The sequence below is a fragment of the Verrucomicrobiia bacterium genome, assembly GCA_019634635.1.
Taxonomy (GTDB): Bacteria; Verrucomicrobiota; Verrucomicrobiia; order Limisphaerales; family UBA9464; genus UBA9464.
Genome location: JAHCBB010000010.1, coordinates 1 through 19,810 on the forward strand (window position 1 = coordinate 1; position 19,810 = coordinate 19,810).

Annotated in this window: 14 protein-coding genes; 1 reads left to right on the forward strand and 13 read right to left on the reverse strand. The window is 64.6% G+C overall.

Translation table 11 applies throughout. The features are described from left to right. From KF791_08810 to KF791_08830, 5 genes are all read right to left on the reverse strand, one after another. Positions 1 to 501 (reverse strand): hypothetical protein (locus KF791_08810; GenBank protein MBX3732681.1); only part of this gene is annotated, 501 nt, incomplete at its 3' end. Further along, a complete protein-coding gene (locus KF791_08815; GenBank protein ID MBX3732682.1) occupies positions 501 to 1,673 on the reverse strand; it encodes an AAA family ATPase in 1,173 nt (390 codons plus the stop codon). The genes KF791_08815 and KF791_08810, both read right to left, overlap by 1 nt. Before the next feature lie 479 nt (positions 1,674 to 2,152). Then, a complete protein-coding gene (locus tag KF791_08820) occupies positions 2,153 to 3,667 on the reverse strand; it encodes a sigma-70 family RNA polymerase sigma factor (GenBank protein MBX3732683.1) in 1,515 nt (504 codons plus the stop codon). A 328-nt stretch (positions 3,668 to 3,995) separates the two neighbouring features. Further along, entirely contained in the window at positions 3,996 to 4,403 is a 408-nt protein-coding gene (locus KF791_08825) for a type II toxin-antitoxin system death-on-curing family toxin (GenBank protein ID MBX3732684.1), read from the reverse strand. Continuing rightward, a complete protein-coding gene (locus tag KF791_08830; GenBank protein ID MBX3732685.1) occupies positions 4,400 to 4,627 on the reverse strand; it encodes a transcriptional regulator/antitoxin, MazE in 228 nt (75 codons plus the stop codon). The genes KF791_08825 and KF791_08830 overlap by 4 nt, the downstream gene beginning before the upstream one ends. Positions 4,628 to 4,963: 336 nt before the next feature. On the opposite strand from KF791_08830, the gene KF791_08835 reads away from it, so the two are divergent. Beyond that, the gene (locus tag KF791_08835; GenBank protein ID MBX3732686.1) at positions 4,964 to 6,307 is read left to right on the forward strand and encodes a hypothetical protein; all 1,344 of its coding nucleotides are present in this window, start codon (positions 4,964 to 4,966) and stop codon (positions 6,305 to 6,307) included. 214 nt (positions 6,308 to 6,521) lie between these two features. Here the strand turns inward: KF791_08835 and KF791_08840 are convergent, their stop codons facing one another. The 8 genes from KF791_08840 to KF791_08875 all read right to left on the reverse strand — a co-directional run bounded on the left by KF791_08840 (position 6,522) and on the right by KF791_08875 (position 19,801). Beyond that, entirely contained in the window at positions 6,522 to 7,544 is a 1,023-nt protein-coding gene (locus KF791_08840) for a haloacid dehalogenase-like hydrolase (protein ID MBX3732687.1), read from the reverse strand. A gap of 43 nt (positions 7,545 to 7,587) precedes the next feature. Next, on the reverse strand, positions 7,588 to 7,797 hold the full coding sequence (locus KF791_08845) for a hypothetical protein (protein MBX3732688.1): 210 nt from the start codon (positions 7,795 to 7,797) through the stop codon (positions 7,588 to 7,590). Between the two features lie 7 nt (positions 7,798 to 7,804). After that, positions 7,805 to 8,332: a hypothetical protein gene (locus KF791_08850; GenBank protein MBX3732689.1), complete on the reverse strand. Its 528-nt coding sequence runs from the start codon at positions 8,330 to 8,332 to the stop codon at positions 7,805 to 7,807. A gap of 300 nt (positions 8,333 to 8,632) precedes the next feature. Further along, positions 8,633 to 10,042 (reverse strand): tetratricopeptide repeat protein, encoded by a 1,410-nt coding sequence (locus tag KF791_08855; protein MBX3732690.1) that lies wholly within the window; start codon positions 10,040 to 10,042, stop codon positions 8,633 to 8,635. Between the two features lie 339 nt (positions 10,043 to 10,381). Further along, entirely contained in the window at positions 10,382 to 13,738 is a 3,357-nt protein-coding gene (locus KF791_08860) for a sigma-70 family RNA polymerase sigma factor (GenBank protein ID MBX3732691.1), read from the reverse strand. Positions 13,739 to 13,907: 169 nt separating this feature from the next. Next, positions 13,908 to 14,642 (reverse strand): sigma-70 family RNA polymerase sigma factor, encoded by a 735-nt coding sequence (locus KF791_08865; protein ID MBX3732692.1) that lies wholly within the window; start codon positions 14,640 to 14,642, stop codon positions 13,908 to 13,910. After that, positions 14,639 to 18,103, reverse strand: coding sequence for a serine/threonine protein kinase (locus KF791_08870; protein ID MBX3732693.1), 3,465 nt, complete (start codon positions 18,101 to 18,103; stop codon positions 14,639 to 14,641). The genes KF791_08865 and KF791_08870 overlap by 4 nt, the downstream gene beginning before the upstream one ends. A gap of 330 nt (positions 18,104 to 18,433) precedes the next feature. Then, entirely contained in the window at positions 18,434 to 19,801 is a 1,368-nt protein-coding gene (locus tag KF791_08875) for a hypothetical protein (GenBank protein ID MBX3732694.1), read from the reverse strand. Between the last annotated feature and the right edge of the window lie 9 nt (positions 19,802 to 19,810).

Here is a 19,810-nt window from a genome sequence, read left to right on the forward strand (position 1 = left end):
AACAAAATCCGACAGCAAATCATTGTAGTTGGGCCCGATTGTAGAGAGTCCAAGCGGAGTCAACCCGAGCCTGATTTTGCGGGGAGCTTTCCGGGCAAGCTGGATGAGTTTCGCTTTGGGGTCGGGGAGTGACTCGGGAGCAGACGGCAGTTTGGCGCATGGCACCTCCAAAAATCCCGCCATTGCGTCCCGGTCCGCCAGGAGCCACGCTTCAATTTCGCGAACACAGATTCGAAAAAGAAACCCTTGGCTGGGCGTGCGCCCGAGCCAGTTCGCGACCTTTCCGGAGGGGCAGGGATCGGCGTCGAGGTCTGTGAGCATGAGCACCGGAAGACCGCACTTCCCCATCTTGTCGTAGTTGGGTGTCTTGCTTTTCAAATTAGGCCAGCCACCAGCGTTTTCCTCTCGATAGATGTCTAGCTCGGGCCATTCTGCCACGAGTTTACGGCCAACGGCCAGGCCCGGCACGTCTTCGGCGGCGAGATAGACCGTGCGAAGCATCACTTCAGCGCGAGGGTGAGTTGTTCAGGGTTTGTCGGCTTGATCGAGGGCAGCAGGACGTCGGCCACGTTTAGGCCACTGGCAAACATGATCTTTTCCTGGTCATCAAGGGGCTTGATCTCCGTGCCGTCCCGCGTAGTGACCAGGCGCAACACCTCCTCCGGCGGGATGCTCCGATCGGAGAGCAAGGCCTCGCTGTGAGTCGTGATGAATACCTGCCGTGCCGTCTTGTTTTGCGCCTGAATGCGACGGATGACTTTGGGCAGTTGACGCACGATTTCTTCGTTGAGCGAGAGTTCCGGCTCTTCAAGGAGGAGAGTCGAGTTTCCTTCCATGAGTGACCAGAGCAAGCCGATCAGGCGGAGCGTGCCGTCAGAGAGCTGATTTTCCCTCTGCCAAGCGCCGGTTGGCCGCCAATGAGTGAAATTGGCCTCCAAGTGCGGCAGGCCGGTGACTTTGTCCTGCACGAACTGCAGGTCCTTGAACTGGGGGACGACGGTATCCAGCGCCTTCTGGATACGCCGAAGTCGGGCAGTGCGGGTCGTCTCGTGGGAGGCCGCAATGCGCTGGAGAAAGCCCTGGCCGAAAGGATCACTCTCGATCACGTTGCCGCCGATTCTTGAGCCATACTTGAGCAACTGCGGGACGAGGTGCAGGTAGGTTGTCTCGCTAAAAAAATGGGACAACTCGCGGAAGTCCTTGTTGGCATTGGTGAGTTCAAGCCGGGTCTGCGTGAGTTGCGCAGGGTCGCCCCTGTCCGGATCGTCAGGACGACTGAACAGCTTCACGCCGCCCTTCGTGACAGTTTCGCGGCTGACCGCGATGCGGTTGTTGGCCCGTCCCTCGCCTTTGAAGCCGAGATCGTAGGTCCACTCCACATTCCCTGCGGAGCGAAGCCAGACGGTGATGCGCACTTCGGTGTCCATTCTGGCGTTGAGGCATCGGAGCTTGGAGAGTCCGTCGCGCAGCTCTGCCACGGCATTTTGCAGACCGCCGCCCTGAGGCTTTTTACCGGCGGGTAATGCCACGTCTCGCAGAAAGCGCAGGGCGTCGAGGAGATTCGATTTCCCCGCGGCGTTCGGACCGATGATGAAGACCCGATCCCCGAGTTCTCCTGTGTTCAGTTTTTGGAAGTTGAGCCAATTTTTCAGTTCGATTCGGGTGATGCGCATGGCTTGGGTTCCCTATTCACGATTGCCAACTCTGAATGATTCGATTCCGCGGTCGGCAATGACCTATACTGTCCCGCGGCGGTGGTCGCCAAGGGGGAAGGGCATCGAGACTGTTCCGCGGAAGGCTTCCAGCTTTTCTTCATCGAGTTGAGCCTTCGAATCTTTCGAGAGCCGCGGTACAGGACGGCCGCTAGCGGGAAGCTTGGCGAAATCTGTTCTTCACTTCCAGAGGAAACAAATTGATCAAGCGACCCAATACGCTGCCCAATTTGGGTTAAGGTGAGGTTCAGCCCCTACCCGATCGCCCCTCACTGCGCAGATCCCGGGGCACTCACGGGCTCCGAGCAGGCCTTGCATCGGCAGGGCGCCGTCGCGGTGCCGGTGACCCCAGCGCGTCCGCAGGGCGTGGGACACCCCATTGCCAGCATGCGCCGTCGGCTCCAGGCAGCCGTACCCCGGTGGGTAGCGTCGCTTCCGGATCAGGGCGGACTCGCATTCTCGGGAGGTTTGGGTTCGGTCCGGAACTCCAGTTCCATGTTCACCTGCCCGTCCGCTGTGACGGTGGGGATAATGTCAACCACCATGACATCGGGCAAATCGTCCGACACCATGCCGACGGCGCCCTGACGACCGCTGATCGTGGTGAGGTGTGTATTCCCCATAATTTCGATATCCGGGCGATTTTCCACGCGGGAAAACAGGTCGGCACGTTGCACATCGGTCAGTGGCCGGTGCGAAGATCCGTGGTCCGAGGACATCCCGAGATTTTGGAAGCCGAACTCGTCCATCACCGCGTCCGTCATCAGCAGAATCCGGGACTCGACATCCACCTGGGTCTGCCCGTCATCGCCCAAGAGATGGGTGGGCGTGACGATCAACACGGCGCGGCGCCCTTCCGTCCAGTCCACCCCCCCGGTGACCAGTGAGTGGCCAGCGGGGAGGATGGCGTGGACCGGTGCCGGAAGGGGGTGCGGCGACGCGGCGGCGGGCGGCGGCGGCGGTGGTGAAGGCCTTTGGGAGGATGCGGCGGTCTCGCGCCGGAGGCGGGCGAGTTCTCCGCGCAGACGAAGCAGCTCCTGCCGAAGGGCGTCGCGTTCGTTGTCTCCGGCGGATGGCTCCCGCAGTCGCGCTTCCGCTGAAATCCGGCGGGCATCACTTTCGGTCAATAGCTGGCGGAGCGCCTCGGTTTCCGATCGGAGCCTCTCGAGGCGATCGCTCTGGATCCAGAGCCCGGTGCCGAGGAGTCCAATCACGACGGTGGTAGCGCCCATTTTCAACGCGGTGGAGTTCATCAGGGTAAAAAGGCCCGGGACCGGCGCCGCGACGATCACCGGCGGCAGTGCGAGGCTGCCAACGAGAGGTGCGAGCCCGGCAGGGGCGTCGGTGACCGCGGAGCCTTCGAGCGCCACGGTGATGGCCGATGCCGGCGAGGTAATCCCGCGTCGTTTCAAGCGGGCGCGGAGCTTGCCGAGCGCGCGCTCGACGCGCATCCGGGCGCCATTCTCGCCAAGCCCAAGGCGCCCTCCGATTTCGGGAAAGGAACGGCGCTCAAAGTAGCGCCAGAGGATGGCCAGCCGGTCCGATTCCCGGAGCTCGTGCATGGCTTCGTCAAGAAACGGTTCCAGGCGTTCCCACTCCACCGCCGGTTCGCTGTCGGACCCGAGCGTGTGCATTTCATGGGCCTCATGGCCCTGCTCCTCCCGCCGGCGCCGGTCGCGCATCCGGCGCAGAGCCATGCGCCGGGTGGTCGTGTAGAGCCATCCCACCGGGGCCGGATGCCGGGCAATGCGAGCGGCCTTGCGGGAGAGTTCGATGAACACCTCCTGGGCCACCTCCATCGCCTCGGAGGCGTCTCCGTTTACCTGCCGCAGCGCCGCCGCATGGACGAGGTTCGCGTGGCGACGCACCAGTTCCGCAAACGCGTCCCCGGAGTCGCCCTGTACGTGGCGGTGGAGCAACTCCTGATCCGGAACCGGGGTCGCGAGCGTGGTCATCCTCAACAGGAAATGCCTCCTGGCGGCCGATCCGCACGGAAATTCTACGCCTTCGGCACGGAGTCTCGACGTTTGGAAAACCAAGGGTACTGGCAGGAGCACCCTTTAGTCACGGAGGCACCCGCCCAGGATGCCAACGCCGTGGGCACTCTCCGACGGGTCCGCATGAAGTACCGCGACGGCTGCAAGATTTTGATGGACGTTCAGGAGCGGGACAAGTCCGCCGCATTCCTGGAAGGATCCGGCCACCCAGCGCATGGTCGGCGACGCTGCCGCGAACGGGTACAGCCACCCGCCGATGCGCGGCACCTGGTCGCTCACCTGAGGGTTACTTCCCGGGCCGCACCAAGGCCCGCAGGCGACGCGTGGTTTCTTCCCGGTCCAGACGGCCTGCCGCCACGTCCAGGGCCAGGGATTCCCATTCGGGACCGTCTTCCTGAGGCTGCAGGCCGTTCAAACGGAGAAACACCAGGCACGCACCCAGCGCGGCCCGTTTGTTGCCATCAATAAACGGATGATTCCGGCACAGGTGGAAGAGGTATCCGGCAGCCATCTCCTCTAGATCCTGGTAGGGCGACACCCCGCCAAAGCTGGCCTGTGGAGCCGCCACTGCCGATTCCAGCAGGGCAGGCGCCCGGGTGCCCTCCGAGCCCCCAAAGCGTGAGATCGCCGCCGTGTGGATCTGGCGGACCATTTCGACGGTCAGGTGCAGGCAGTTTGCGGGTGAAGCCCTCATGCGAGCCGCTTCATCGTCCGGGCATAGTCGTCCATCGTTTCTCGGATGACCCGGGACACGTCCTCTTTTAAAGGCCGCGGCCGCAACGGCGTCAGGGTGATCGTCCCGCCCTCATGGACTTCCACATTCACCTCGTCGCCCACCTTCAGATGGGCCAAGTCCATCAGGGCCGCGTCGAAAATCACACCCTGTGAGTTCCCCACCTTGGTGATCGTTTTAACCATGACGTTAAACTACGTTTTACGCCGGGGAACCGTCAAGAGAACTCCGGGCGGCACGTCCCCAGGCGGGGCTGCCTGCGGCCCGCCAAGGACTCGAAGATCCATGCGAAGCAGGCGGACTCCGTCGTGGCGTAAACTGGACGGTCCGTGACGTTGGTGCGGTTCTAGAACCGAAAGCACCGCCTCCCGCGTAAGTCCGTTTCGCGCCGCGCTATCGTCCGAAGCTGTTCCTTCCCACCCTTCCCCATTTCCGAAATGATCTACGGATAGATGTCCTGTCCCGGTTGGTCCCATCCTTCGTGACATCCGTCGGGCGGCGTGGTCCAAATCGCCAATCTCATGAGTTTCCTGCGGCAGCGACGGTTGGGACGCCTTGTATTGATCGCGGCGCTCGGCTTGGCGGGTCTCGTCGCAACCCTCGCGATTCTGAACCACCGCAGTGAGACCCAGGAACGCATCGCCGGGCTGCGTGCTGCTGGATATCCGGTGACGTCTGTCGAACTCGACGCCTGGTACGAATACCCGCCGGCCGACAAGAATCTGGCCACCCCCCTGTTGAACGCCATGGGGGCGTTCCGCTTCGACAAGGACGACACCAATCTGCCGACACTGGGAAGGTATCGTGAGGAACCCGCAGGAAGCCCATGGTCACCCCGTGCGCTGGACGCGGCGCGGGAATGTCTGGCCATAAATTCCGGGGCCCTGGCTCGGCTGCATGCGGCATTGGAGCGGCCCAAATCCCGGTACCCGATCAACCTCGCCAAGGGATATCTGGCAACGCTCGCCCCGCTCAGCATCATCAGGGATGCCGGACGTGGTCTGGCGCTGGAGGCCATCATCGCTGCCAAAGACAACCGCCCGAACGAAGCGGTGAAGGCGCTTCTGCTGGCCCAGCATCTGGCCGACACCCTCGAGGCAGAGCCCGTTCTCATCTCGTACCTCGTCGCGGTCTCCATCCGCGGGGGCAATCTGAAGGCGGCTGAAACCGTCCTGAGCCAGCGTGGACTCTCCCCGACCAATCTGCTGCAACTGCAGGAGGCCTTCCTGGCGTCGGCGGCCAGCACCTCCCCCGAGCGGGCGCTCGCGGGGGAGATGGCGAACTTCCTTGATTGGACCGGGCGGAGAACGCCCAACGTACGTGATCTGGACGTTCTCGGATTCGACAAGCCAGAGATGCTCGCCGTGTACTGGGCGCTGGGTCTTCGCCATCGCGACCGCCGCTTGGCCGCCTGTTATTTCGACGATTTGCTCGCCGCCCAGCGCTTGCCCGCAGATCAGCGGAGTGCAGCCGCACGAGGCGTCGAGGCCCGTCTCAGCCACACGCTTTCCGCGGGCCGGCATCCTCTGGCCTCGATGATGCGGCCCAGTGGGGGACACACGACAGCGAAGCATGCCAGCGATCTGACGCGCTTGCGGGCCGCTGCGGCCGCATGTGCCCTCGAGCGATTCCGCCAGAACGCAGGGCGCCTGCCCGAATCGCTGGAAGCGCTGGTGCCGGCGTACATGGCATCAGTCCCCACCGACGCATTCACCGGCCGGCCGCTCCATTTTCGCCAATGGGACCGCGGCTTCGTCGTGTACGGCGTTGGCGAAAATGGCGCTGACGACGGCGGACGGCCTTCCGAGCGGCGGCCCAAGCAGGGCGACCGACGTTTCGACGACACGTTCACGGTGTCCTGGTGAGCGGCAGGCAGGGACCACTTTCCACCGCCACAAGCGAATACACGTCATTCGAGTACTCCGAAAGGGCCGGTGCTGGTCTCGATGCGTCGCCGGGAGCGGGAGATGTCATACATTTAGATGCGACCCCATTGCTTCCCGGCTGTCGTTCTCTTCGAGCATTTGGCGGTGACGCCGGTCGCCCCGCACCGTCCCGCGCGTCTGGTGGCGCGGCACCCTAAAGGTCTGGGAGAACTGGAGGAGAAGGCGCCGTGACTGGAACGAAGATCGTGGACCAGTCCTTCTTCATGTCGACGACGGTCCAGCCATGGCGGTTGGCCGCGTCAAGCGCCTTGTCGAGCCGGCCGATACTTGAGTCGCGGTCGTAGCGCCATTCGCGTCCGGCATCGGTGTGGTGGACGAGCAGGCAGAGATGGGCGCCACCTCTTGCCGCGGTCCACTGCAGCATCTGAAGATCGCCGTCGGAATTGCCGAACGCCGCGATCGGGCGACGACCGATGTGCAGGTTGATGTTGACCGGCTTTCCCGGACCGTCGGTGACGCTGCCGATCTCGGGCTGCTTCACGAGCACCGGAGTGCCGTCGCGCAGTTCGAAGGTGGTCTTCAGGCTCGAGCCGATCACGCGCTCGGGCGGAACCCCGTAGGTGGCCTCCACCCAGGGTCGCATGAACTCGATTCCGCCGCCGGAGACGATGTACGTGGTGAACCCGTTCAGGCGCAGGTACCCCAGCAGTTCGAGCATTGGCTGGTAGATCATCTCCGTGAAGCGGCGCCCGGTGACCGGATGACGCGCCGTGGCAATCCACTCCCGGACCGACGCCTCGAACTCGGCAAGGGTCATCCCCGAATGCGTGGCGGCGACGATCTCCATCACCGCCTTCTCCCCTCCCGCAAGCGCCGACGGAACGTCTCCAGCGAGGAGCGATTTGAAGGGCTCCTGCGTTTTCCACTCCGGATGCCCGGTCGCCATCGCCTTCACCCGATGGATCGCATAGAAAAGCTGGAAATAGGCCGGCTGCTCTGCCCAGAGCGTGCCGTCGTTGTCGAAGACGGCGATTCGGTCCTCGACCGCGACGAAGTCTGGTGAGCCCACTTTGGTGACCTTCTCCACGAACTCGACGATCGCGGCGCGGGAGGGAACCTCGTTCCACGAGGGGAGCTCATCGGCACGCGCGGGAGGAGCGGAGGGGGCGGACAGGAGAATGCCCGTTGCGGAGACGATGGCGATCAAGCGGTGCACGTTGGCGGGGGAAGGGGCTGTCGCGATTGCGGCAAAGGGCTGGTCAGTTGCCGGTGGGCAGCGGAATGGCGAAGCCGCCCTTCTCGAGCTGCTCGCGGACGTACTGGAATCGCTGGTACGCGCTGAGCCTGATGGGACCGTTGTACACCTCGCTCTGGAGCCTGCGCGGAGGATGCTCGATGCAGGTCTTCATGAGATCCGAGATCGCCTTGTTGAAAATGACCAGCTCTGGTGCGCGAGCAGCAGTTGCCACGGCTGCTTCAAGTCCATGCGGAGCAAGCCGGATGCGGTTGGAATCGTGGTTTTGGCCGCGGGCTTGCGGAAGAGGCGGAACAGTCAGGGCCAGGACATCCCTTGTCCCGGCGAGAGGGTGCCGTATCAACGGTCGGGTCTGCCCGCCGCCGAACAACGATACGGTGGATCCCCGCGGCAAACAAGACCGCCATGCTCGCCAGCCAGAAATAGAAACCCAATCCGTACCCGACGACCCTCGTCAGGGTGCCGGACGAGTTCCTGGGTACTTCCTCGATGGAAAGCGTCGTTGCCGCGACGGCCAGCGCCGCCACCGAAAGGATCGTGGTCAGGACATCCTTCTTCTTCAGAAAGGCGATGTAGGCCGCCAGCAGGATCGGATTGGCATACCACGCGAATTTTCCCCAACCAAAGAGGAGGCAAACCATGCCCAGGATGAAACTCGAATCGCCCTCCGCGAACGCGAACGCAGGGGTGAAGAGCGCGATGGTATACAGCGTCGCGCTTGCGAGGCAGGTGAGGACCCTGGGCTTCATGGGCGGCAACACCCCTCATGCCCCTCGCGCGGAGACTTTCAATCGCGCTCGCGGATGTTGACGCCGGTGTCCCGATTGCCAGCGGTGATTGTTCATTTCAGCAGGAGGGAGCGACACTCGAACGGATGCTGATTGTCCGGCCTGTTGCGATTCATCGGAAGCGGGAGGTCGGTTCCGCCACCCGCACCTGCGCGATGTCTATCCGGCGATTGGATCCGCTTCAATGGTAGATTTTCGGGCGGCAAGGGCTGGGCTCGACCGCTTTGAGTTCTGTCCCTTGGGTGTTTGTCCTTTGGGTGTTCAAGGGCGGACGGATGCCTCGCCGGCTTGTACCTGGTGCAGGAGTTCCTGAAACTGGACGTTTTCCGGTGCAGCCCGGATCGCGGATTCTACAAGACGCGTCGCATCGTTCCAGCGTCCCTGGGATGTCAGCAGTTCGAGGTGGCGGAGGACCACATCCGGGTAGCCTGGTGACAGGTCGCGGGCCACCCGGTATATGGCCTCCGCCTCGGATCCCAGGCCGCGGTCTTGGAGCAGGGATCCTTGGGCGAGGGCCAGGTTGGCCCACGAGTCGCGGACCACGGGCGCATCCACCACCGCTGGATCATCAAGCAGACTGCCTGCCCTGGAGATCCAGTAGTCCACTGAGTTCCGGGCGTGATCAGCATCCAGGCCGTCGCCGCCCCCCAATTGGATCAGCGGGCCACTCGGGACCGCATCGGATCGAAGGCTTGGCAGCGGGAATGACTCCTCCATGAAGAAGGGAAGGTCCGGGTTGAGATCGATCAGCCGGGAGACCAGCGCTTCATTGATGGCCATTACCGCCGCCTGGCCGCCGACGTGCACCCTCCCGTCGGGATGCACTTCAATTTGCTCGCCCGGGCGAATTTGTCGCGCGTCCTGAGGGGACCCCCGATCGTGCTCGAACCGTTGCATGGCGTCCGCGATGTACGCTTGAAAGGCCCGGCGGCTGTCGTCCTGGCTGGGGAGATGCAGCCGGTCGCCATGGAGGAATTGCAGGTAGTCGAGGTAGGAGGCGTCCGCCAGCGTGTTCTGGGTGAGGACCACGCGGGCTTCCCCGTCCGTGGCGTTCATGAGGGTGGGGATGAAGCGTCCAGGGTCGGTTCCCCCAAGGACCACGCCGCCGGGAGGTGCCTGATCGAGGACTTCCCGTCCGTACTCGAGGAGTGCGGCCGCCGGCCATCGGTGCGCGACTTCGAGGACCCCGAAGGTCTCCAGGACGGGCTGCCAGATCAGGGTCATCGCATCCGACCCTTCGCTGCTCCCGCGCTGCTTCATCAGTTCCGCGTAGGCGGCCTCGACGTCCTCCCACGACCCGGTGGACGCCAGCCCGAAGAATTCGCGGAACTCAGCGGACACTTCGATGCCGTGACGTCGCGCCATGGCATCGGCCAGGTCGAGACGGCTCTGCACGAATGCCCGAACCCGCTTGGCGACTTCGATCTCATCAGATTCGGGCTCCCTCTGCGGCGCTGTGGGTTGGCGGACTCCCATCCCGGAATCCCGGAGTCCGGATGTCGAATCGGCGGCAACGGGAAGGCCCTCCGGATCGGGTGGCATCCCCCCGCCGGCGGGAGGACGGCTGGCGAGCCACGCCAGGAGGACCAGCAAGGCCAACAGGATGGCGAACGGAACGAGGTGGCGACGGCCTGCGGCCCTGTTGGCTGGCTCCGGACGTTCGGTGTTCATGTACCGGCGGGACGAGTGCGGTGTTCAACAGGCAGACACCGCATTCCAGCCGATTTGTATATTGCTTCGCGGTTCCAATCAGATCCTGCCCGCAACGGGGGCGTCACCGTTCGATACCCTGTCGCATCCTCCCGCATGGAGGGCAAGGAGCGCGCGTTTGGGCACGGCGGTCGCGCGAGGCGTGTGAAAGGGAACTGCGCTGATATCGTGACCCCTTCTACACGCCCGACGATTCGCCTGTCGGGGCGCCCGAACTTGGGGGTGGAGTGAACCACGCGGTGCCCGGCCCGCGCTGGCTTGGTCCGGGGCTGCGTCGCTGCCGACCGGATTCAAACCGGACTACGGCGCCCCGGATGATACTTCCGTTGCAATGACACCGAGTTGGAGTTCGCCAACCACCGGCTCGGACGGAATCGTCAGATCGTGTTTCGCAGTCAGCAGTGGGGCGACTGTACGGACGCCGTCCGCTTGCGGCCCGGCCGGAGGGATCAGCGCGATGGAAAGGCGGTAGTCCCCTTCGCTCACCGAGTCCGCAGCAAAGGAGCCGTCCGGCTGCAGGGCCACGGGCACCTGCTTGGCCCGGCGGGCCAGTTCCTTCATCTCCGGCGTCTGAAACCACTGCTGAAGCGTGGCGGGATCGTCGCGAATCTCTGCGGGAGGCTCGGGGAATGGCGTGTGCAGCACCGCCATCCAATGGGCTCCCGGCGGCGCCGTGAATCCTGCCGGCAATTGCAGGCGTCCGGTGACCCGATATCCGCCTCCCAGGGTCACTTGGATGCTTTCGCCAGGCATCACGGTTGCTTCCACCATCTGTCCCGACGTCGCACTGGAGCTGCCATTGCCCAGGTCCGTGACGATCCAGTGACTCACGCGGACGGGACCGGGCGGCGCCTGCGGGAACAGGAACCGTCCGTTCCCATCTGTGGCGGCTGTAAGGTCAAAATCCAGCTCCCCGTGACGCAGCTCCCATGGAAATACCCTCACCAATTTGCCCTCGCGGGAACCGGCAGGACCCAGAAATTCGCCCTCGATGCGGCCCCACGGTTGCAGGCGGACGAATTCATCGGCTTCCAAAGCGGGGAAGCTGGTTTCGAGGTACCCCGCCGGGTGCGCGAAGATCAGACGCGTCACCTGCGGGTCATCCACCAGCTTGACCCGGCCGTTGGCGTCCGCCTGCTTCAAGGCGCCGGTACGGGAAAAGGAATCCGTCGTCAACCGGCCGGCAGACAACTTTAGAGCCGCACCCGGAAAAACCAGCCCCACATGGGTTCCGGAGGCGACGCGACCGGCGGGGTCCACGACCGTCACCTCGATTTCCGACGTCACCTCCAGCGCCACGTCGAGCGTCACCACACCTTCGTCATAACGGAGCGGACGCGAGAGGTGCGGCAGATAGCCCTCCGCCTCGAACTTGACGACAAATCGAGGGTCGTCCGTGCCCTCGATCACCTGTTCCTCCAAAGAATGACGGTAGGTGCCGCCAGTGAAATCGAGCGCGAACCGGTCAATCGAACTGAACTGCGCCGTGGTGCGCTGCTGCGCTGGATCGTATCGGGGCCAGCCCAGCACCAGCCGGAACCTGGGCACCGGCCGGCCCGTGTCGGCATCCGTAACCCGCCCCTGAACCACCAGCGCCGGTGGCAACGTGACGACGTGTTCCCGGCCATCGGCGGGGATGGCGACGTGATTGGTCCGCAGGTAACCGCGCGCCTCGATATCGAAGTGATGCTCTCCCGGAGGTGCATCTTCCCAGACGACGCGACCCTCGTCGTCGGAACGTCCGTCAAAGGCGGCCTGCAGCAGCGTCGTCACCGCGCCCACCGGTTGGGGGCTCCGATCCATCGTGTTCAGCCACACATAAGCCTGGGACACCGGTGCGCCGGCCTGGTTCACCAGACGCAACCGCAACGGGGTTCCTGGCCCAAGGACGAGTTGCACGGGGGCGTTCTCCCGCGTCAGAGTGAGTTGAACGGTTTTGGATGCGTACCCTTCCGCCTCGGCCGTCACTGGCGTCGCGCCCAGTTCGGTGCCGCGAACTTCGAAGGTGCCGTCCGGTTCCGTCCTGGACTCGCGGCTTCCGACGAATCCCTTCCTGCCCACCAGGACCGTTGCACCCGCCAGCGGTTCCCCGGCTTCGTTGAGGACGATGCCTTGCAGCTGGCCGGCAGCCTTGAGTCGGAAGACATGAGTCTGGTTGCGCAACTGCTTCACCAGGGCGTCGCGTTCCGGCCAGCCATGGTGGCCCACATGCGCTGCCGGTTGAAACTCCGGATGCGTGGCGCCGCCGGTAAGGCGCTCCAGCATGGATTCCGCGATCCGGTGGATCTGCCAGCGTCCCACCGCATCGGTTTCCACCTCGATCCAGTCGAACTCCTGGCTTTCGATGCCCTTTGGATCCAGACCATCGTCAATGTGATTCCAGCCCACCTTGGCCCCGGCGACCGGCCGGCCCTCGGGATCCACCACTGTGCCGCCAATCCGTGCCGCCCGTTCCAGCCGCACCGTGTAGTTCGTGGGGATGGTGTCACCGCGCTCAGGCACCCAGCGCAGCTTCGTGTCGGCAAAGCCCTCCGCCACGGTGATCAGTTCCAACCGGGTCGTTCCCGGTGGCACCCGCACGGTCGCCTCGCCCTGTCGCGTGCCCGCAATACGGCGCTTGGTGAAGTGGGATCCCTCCCATCCGCGGTAGTTCACGATCACGTTGGGCACGGGACGGCCGGAATCCTTCGTCAGAATGGTGAGCGTGAGCGCAGGTTCGTTGTCACCCCCGGAGGCGTCGGCGGAGAGGAGTGCAGGTTCGGCTGCCGCGGCAGATGCGGGTCCGTCCGCGGCATTCTCCACGTCGTCCCCGGGAGCGATCGCCGGCCCGCCGTCTGATGCGTCCGCGGCGACCGCATGTCGGTCGAGGCCCGTGGGCGCTCCCGTGGAATCCGCGCCGTTCCAGGCGTGCCGGCTCGTCCACATCAGCGCGCCGATGCCCAGCACCAGCGCGAGTGCTGCCAGCATCAACTTCCCCGGAACCGCGCCACCGGCCGTTGCGGTGGCGGCACCCGACCTCGCCGCCGGGGCGATCCGCTCGACGAGCCCCACCGGGACGGCGCCCACCGCGTGGGCCCCCAGGGTCGCGCCCAGGGCCGCCGTGGTGGAGGTGATGCCGCGTTTCGTCAGCGCTGCATGCAGTTTATCGAGCGCACGCTCGACGCGCATTCGCGCCGTGTTCTCCGACAGCCCAAGCCGCGCGCCGATCTCCGAGAGCGGGCGCTGCTCGAAGAATCGCAGCAGCACAGCCTGCCGATCGGCCTCGTTGAGATCGTGCATCGCCTCGTCGAGGACGGGACGAAGCCGGTTCCAGTCGGGTTCAGATGCGTCGGAGGAAAGCAGTTGGGACATGGCATGGGCGGCGGTTTCACGGACAAGACGGCGGGATTCGGTGCGGCGCTGTTGGGCCGCCGCAAAGCGGGTGCTGCTGTAGAGCCATCCGGTCAACGTGGGATGGCGCGTGAGCTGCCGGGCCTTGCGCGCCAGGTCGGTGAAGACGGATTGGGTCACATCCGCGGCGGCCGACACGTCGGGACCCACCTGCCGCATCGCGGCGGAGTAGACCAGGTTCACATGGCGGTGGACGAGTTCCGTGAAGGCGCCCTCGGAGCCGTCACGGACAAACTGCTGAAGCAGCTCGGAATCAGATGCGTTCATCTCAACCAGTCCACTGCCGCCACACCCGGAAACCGCACATTCGGGCGTGTTGCGGATGTGTTTTCACCGGAGTGCAACCGGTGCTGCATGCCCTGGCGATCCCTCCGGTGGCGCGACGTCCCAGGCCCGGGTGCATCCAGCGGGAAATACCGGGGCACCGATGTGATCATCATGGCTGGGGCGGAGTCGCAAGCGCCTCGATCAAGTGCCGGAGTTCGGCACGCACGTCACTTCCGGCCGGCAGGGTCTGCGCAATCTCGGCGCGGACGTGTTCACGAAAGCGCCGGCGGAGACGATGGATGGCGACGCGCACGGCGCCCTCGGTCATGCGGAGTTGCGATGCTGCGGCAGCGTGGGAACCGGGATCGGACTCGAAGGAGAGCCATGCCTTGAGCACGTGGAATTGATCGGCGGCGCCGGCGGCAACGGCTTCGGATTCCTGAAGTCCGAGGGCCCGCTCCACAACCGCCATGGCCCAGTGATGGTCGAACATCGCCTCCAATCGCGGAGTGGCGTCGGGCAACGGGAGTTCGGAACGGGTGTCGGTGCCGGCACCGATGGGCAGGTGATCGGCCTGGCCGCCGCGCTTTTCGCGCGAGGCATGCAGGCGGCGGTTGGCGATGAAGTGCTTGAGCGCGCCCAGGAGGTAGGAGCGGAAACGCCCGCGATCCGGATTTGCGCCGGATACTCCGTGTCGGGTCAACAGAGAGGCGAAGAATTCATGGGCGACTTCGCGGGGCTCGTCGGGGTGGCATCCGGTGTGGGCGAGGTAGGCGACGACGGGGCCATAGTACGCGGAGCAGAGTTCGGCCAGCGCAGTCCGGGCTGATTCGGAATCGCCGTGGGCGGCCATGACCCGGGTCCATCGGGTGGTGACGAAATGCTGGGAATGCTCGGGGTTCACCAGGTTGGACGTTCGATGGTCACAGGCGGGATGGGCAGCGGTCTCTTGTATTGCCCGATGGTCATCCATCCGGCGATCAGCACCGCGGAAACGAGCAGCAAGAGCAGCGGGATGCCGAGGACGACGGCCATTTTGCGGGTGCGTCCACCGGCGAGGAAGGCGAGGACGAGTCCGGCCAGCAGGAACAGCACAAGAAACGGCAGCACCATCAGGATCCAGCGCCACAGGGGTGCGGGGGGCCGGACTGGCGTGATGGAATGGATCCGCATCTGAAGGGGTTCGCCCTGGATGCTGCACAACTGGAAGAGGTCGGCGCGTGAACCCTGGGCGCCCCAGCAGGTGGAACCCAGAATCGCCTGCGCAATGGTCCCGAAATCCCCGGGAACTTCCTGGGTGGTGGATGCACCAGGCAGCACGGTCCGGATGCGGACCTGGTCGTTGGCCAGCCGGTCAATCGTTACCTCGACGGTCTCCCCCTGCGAGAGCGGTGCATGTGTCGGGATGGAGGAAAGCCGGGAACCCAATGCGAACTGTGCGAATCCGGGAGCGCCCACGGTGAGGGACCATTGCAGCCGGAGCGATGATTCGTTGAAGCTGCTGGAGCCCGTGATCGAGACCCAGTCGGGAGAACCCAAGATCTGTGCGGGAACCACTTCGATCGCGGCGCGGTAGGTCCCGCCGTTGGATGCAATGGTTTCAAAGATCGGCCAGATGCCGAGCCCGGCCCCGCCCCATTCCTGGCGTTGAAGGTTCCGATAGGTTTCGACCGCGGCGGCGGCGTCGGGAAAGATGAGGGCGACCTCCCAGTTGTGGTCTCCCTGCGGGAGGAAGCGGGTGGGGCGATTTCCCGAGGGCTGACCGGAACGGGCCTCGGCAAAGGGCGGATCGCGATGGAGGGCAATCTGTTCTAAGGCCGCGTCGGAGAGGGTGGGGCCATCAAGTGCGACGCGGAGTTGGACCGGGTGGTCCGGCACCGTGGCGACGACGCGGACGATGATGCGATTGTCCTCCTGGCGCAGCGGTTCGACGGCGAGCTGGCTGACGCCAGTTGATGGGGCCGTCGAGAATCCGGATCGGACTCGGGAAAAACCCAGCAAACCGGCGAGGGCGGTGGAGGCGAGGAGGGCCGGCAAGGTCAGGGCGAAGATCCTGCGCCAGGAGTGCGAGCAGGTGTGCGGGCGGGCCAGGGCGAGCAGGGTGGTGCCGGAGATGAGTAAAAGGACGCTGCCGATCCAGGTGGTAAAGGTCAGGACGGCTTCGGCGGGAACGGGGTTCCAACTGCGGTCATTGGCAATCTGAACGGCGATCCAGACACCGAAGGCCAGCAGCGGCGTTCCGAGGATCAGGCAGGCTGCACCGGTCCATTGCATCCAGCGTCGAGGCGGAGCGGAGGACTGCGCTCCCCCGGGCGGGCGGAGGAGCAGTGCCCCGGCGAGAATCAGGGGTAGGGAAGGAAGGAAACCCTGCCAGCGGGGTGGCCGGGATGTGGGCTGACCAAGGGCACGCTCGAGGTTGGCGCGGTGTTCGGATGCGGAGGCCAGCGATCGGGCGAGATGGATGCTCAAGGCTTCGAATATGCCGGGGCTGGCGTCCGAATCTGAAGCGGTTGGGGGCGGAGGTTGGAGGGCGATGTCTTGCTGGAGACGGGATTCCTCCGCCCGGGTGACCTGAATTTCCCGAATCAATTGGGCGGTCGGAAGATCGTGCCGGGATGCGGTCCAGCTCGAGATCACAACGGGCAGCGCGAGTCCTGCCAGCAGCAGGAGCATACCGACGATCCGGCTCCAAGGACGGGTTGAAGGGACTTGAGCGTCGCCACAGGGCAGGGTTTGGCGAACGCGGTATCCGCCGCCGACAGCCACGAGAAAGGCGATCATGCTGGAGGCGTATCCCGCGATGAAGGGCAGTGGGGAGCTCCTGCCGCTTGCGTTCGCGAGGACGATTGAAACCAGGATGGGGATCAGGAACGCGATAATCAGGGCACTGGCGGCCCCGGGATGCCCGGGTGGAACTTTGAGTTGGGAACGCGGGGTGAAATCGGGTTCGCGTCCGGAGACCCGGGTGACGGCGTCCCGGAGAGTGACCTGCCATTCGGCGAGCCGTGCACTGCGGCTTGACGGCCATGAAAGCAAACCTTCGTTGGGGGCGATGAAGCGTTGGTGGAGTTGGCCGTCCACTTCATGGGTCACGCTCAGCATCTCCAATCCGAACGGGTTCATGTTCCGCGGATACTGTCCGATACTGACGTCGCGGATCGTATCGAGGGGGATGACGTACTGGACGCCTTTGACGACGTACGTGAGACGCCGTTCGTCCAGCACGAGTTGGCCGCGATTGTGCATGGCCCAGAACTGGCCGTAGAAGGTCGCAAGTTCTTCCGGGGTGTGGATCAGGGCGCCCCCGGTTTTGAGCAGGCGGGGAGCCGGCGGGGGCTGGGTGTCGAGTGGCTGGGGCGGGGAGGGACGGACGGTGATGGAATCGAGTTGGGTGCGGAATTCCGCGGCGGTGGCGTAACGGAGTTCGGGTTGTACGGCGAGCGCACGCAGGACGATTTCGTCGAGCCGGACATCCACCTGGACCTTGTGGGACGGGGGTTGGAGCCGGGCGCCGGGAAGTTCACCGGTCAGAAGTTCGTAGAGGACGACGCCGAGTGAATAGATGTCGGCCCGGTGATCGGAACCGGCGGCTGGATCGCGCTGCTCCGGGGCCATGTACTGTGGGGTTCCGGCCGCGGAATGGGCGGTCAGACTTGGGCCGCTTCTGGATTCGGATGCTGGTTGGCCGGAGTCGTTTGGGGAGGGGGTGTCGGAAAGGATGCGGGCGATGCCGAAGTCGGCGATCTTGATCCGGCCTTCTTTGTCGAGGAGGAGGTTCTCGGGTTTGATGTCGCGATGCACGATGCCGCGTTCGTGGGCGAACTGGAGCGCGGTGCAGACGGGCGGAACGATGGCGAGGGCTTGTTCGGGAGTGAACCGTCCAGCCTGCATGGCCTGACGGAGGTTCACACCGTCCACGAACTCCATGAGCAGGAAGTAGAAGCCTCCCGGTTGACCAGTGGATGCCGTCGGGGCGAAGCCGAAATCGTGGACGGTGACGATGTTGGGGTGACTGAGTGCGGCAAGCGCACGCGCTTCGCGGGCGAAGCGGTCGGCAAAGGCGGGATCCCGCTCGCGACCCGGGGCGAGGAGTTTGAGGGCGATGGGGCGGTTCAGGGATTTTTGGCGGGCACGATAAACGACGCCCATCCCGCCGCGTCCGATGAGTTCCTCGATTTCGAGTTGAGGAAAGGCGGCGGCGACGGTGTCGAGAGCCGGAGGGGAGGGCGGTGTGGCGTCGGAATCCCCCCCGGTGTCGAAGGCGACGCGGGCGAGAAGACAGCGCGGGCAGAGGCCCAGGGCGCGGCCGGGCTCCAGGGGGCGCCGGCAACCCGGGCAGCAAACGGGTGACTGCGATGAGTCCATACGCGCTTTCCTGAAACGTCGCCGGGCGGGTGTTACGGAGAAAGACCGGAATTTTGCGGTGGACCCGGTCCTGCGCCCGCCGTCGCCGGAACGGATGGGAGATGGGTCTGCACTCCAGGAAGCGCGCTGTTGACGGACGTGCGGTCCCTTTGATCCCCGTGTCTGGCCTTCGAGCTGGGTGATCGTTGCGACGAGTCCCTTCTCGGCATCCGGTCACCGGGGAATTTTCCCGGACGCCCCGGCCGCACACGTTTCCAGATCGAGACGGCAAGCTGCGTTGATCTGTGTGAGTCTGCGGTGAAACCCTTTCCACAGGCCGGATCGTTCGGCCTACGGTTTGGGCATCGCGATGGTGAATTCGGCGGTGAGGGGGCGGAGGAAAACGACTTCCGGGGTGACCACCTGGATGTCGGAAGGAAGACGGAGGAGGAACGGTTGGATGTCATCGCGTCGGCCTTGATTTTCGGGTTCCGCGGCCCACAAGCGGCCCTGCTCGTCCCGAATTCGCACCCCGATCCGGTCGTCTCCGGGAAGGGCGGGGGCGCGCAGGTAGAGGGTGGGAACTGGGGTGTAATGTCCGTACCAGGTTTGTCTCCGAGTGGGGGTCAACGAGGCCGTCACGGAAACCCAACCCGACGGCGCGCCGCCCATCACCGGAGCCATTCGGGCGTGGGGCGGTGGATTGGTGGTGAGCTGGCGCTCCGTGAATGTGTACATCCCAGGCGGCAGGACGCCGAGCGCGTCGAAGGTCACCGGACCGGTGGTGGCATTGAGCGACCAAGTCAGGCCGGGCCCGAGTTGGCGCAGGTTGATATTGGGCAGAGTCACCGCCACCTCTTGAAGCAGCGCGTTGGTCACGCTGGGAAAGACCTGAACATGGAAGCGCTGGACAGGCTCGTGCAGCCCGAGGTTCTGTCCTCGATTACCTGTGGAATCTTCCGCCCACCACTCGGGAACCAACCAGCCGTCGGCCGGTTGGCGGCCTTTGCGCAGCTCGAATTGGGGAACCCAGTGCTGACTCGGAGTCTCCCACGGCTTCTCCGGGCCCCCGTTGGTGCTTCGGATGAATCCGCTCAGAATGAGCTCCACACCCTGCTCCGAGTGAACGGCGGGCAGGGGAGTGGGGCTCCAGACCGGAGCGGCGGTAACCAGGTTCGGATTGGAGACGGTGACTGTGTGGGACTCCTGACTTCGGATCGAAGTGAGCCGCAGCGTGAGAACGGGACTGCCGCGTGGATAACTTGGAAATCCGTGCGCGACCCGGGAACCCTTGTTAAAGCCGTACCAGGACTTGTGGCTGGCCGGGAACAGGTCGCCGTGCTCATTGATGAACTCGAGCCGGCACTCCTGACAATCAATGAACTGCTTCTGGGCCGGGTCGAATCCGTTGAGCCACACGACGAGTTCCGGTTGTTTGCTGCTCCAGTGCGTCCGACCGCGGGCCGGACTCAGCCAATCCGTCACCGGCTGCGGAATCCATCGGCCGAACCGCTCCAAGAACACACTGCGCTGACCCAACACGACATTGGTCTGATAAGTGATGGCTTCGATGATCCATTGCTGCCCGTTGCTCTGGGTGACCGTGGGCAGCGCGTCCCGGCTCCCGGAACTGCGGGAGATGTAAAGGACAGCCCCGCCCAGAACGAGCAGGAGTCCGAGGATGCCCCAAAGACGATTCCTCCCGGAAACAGGGTTCATGATTTGAGC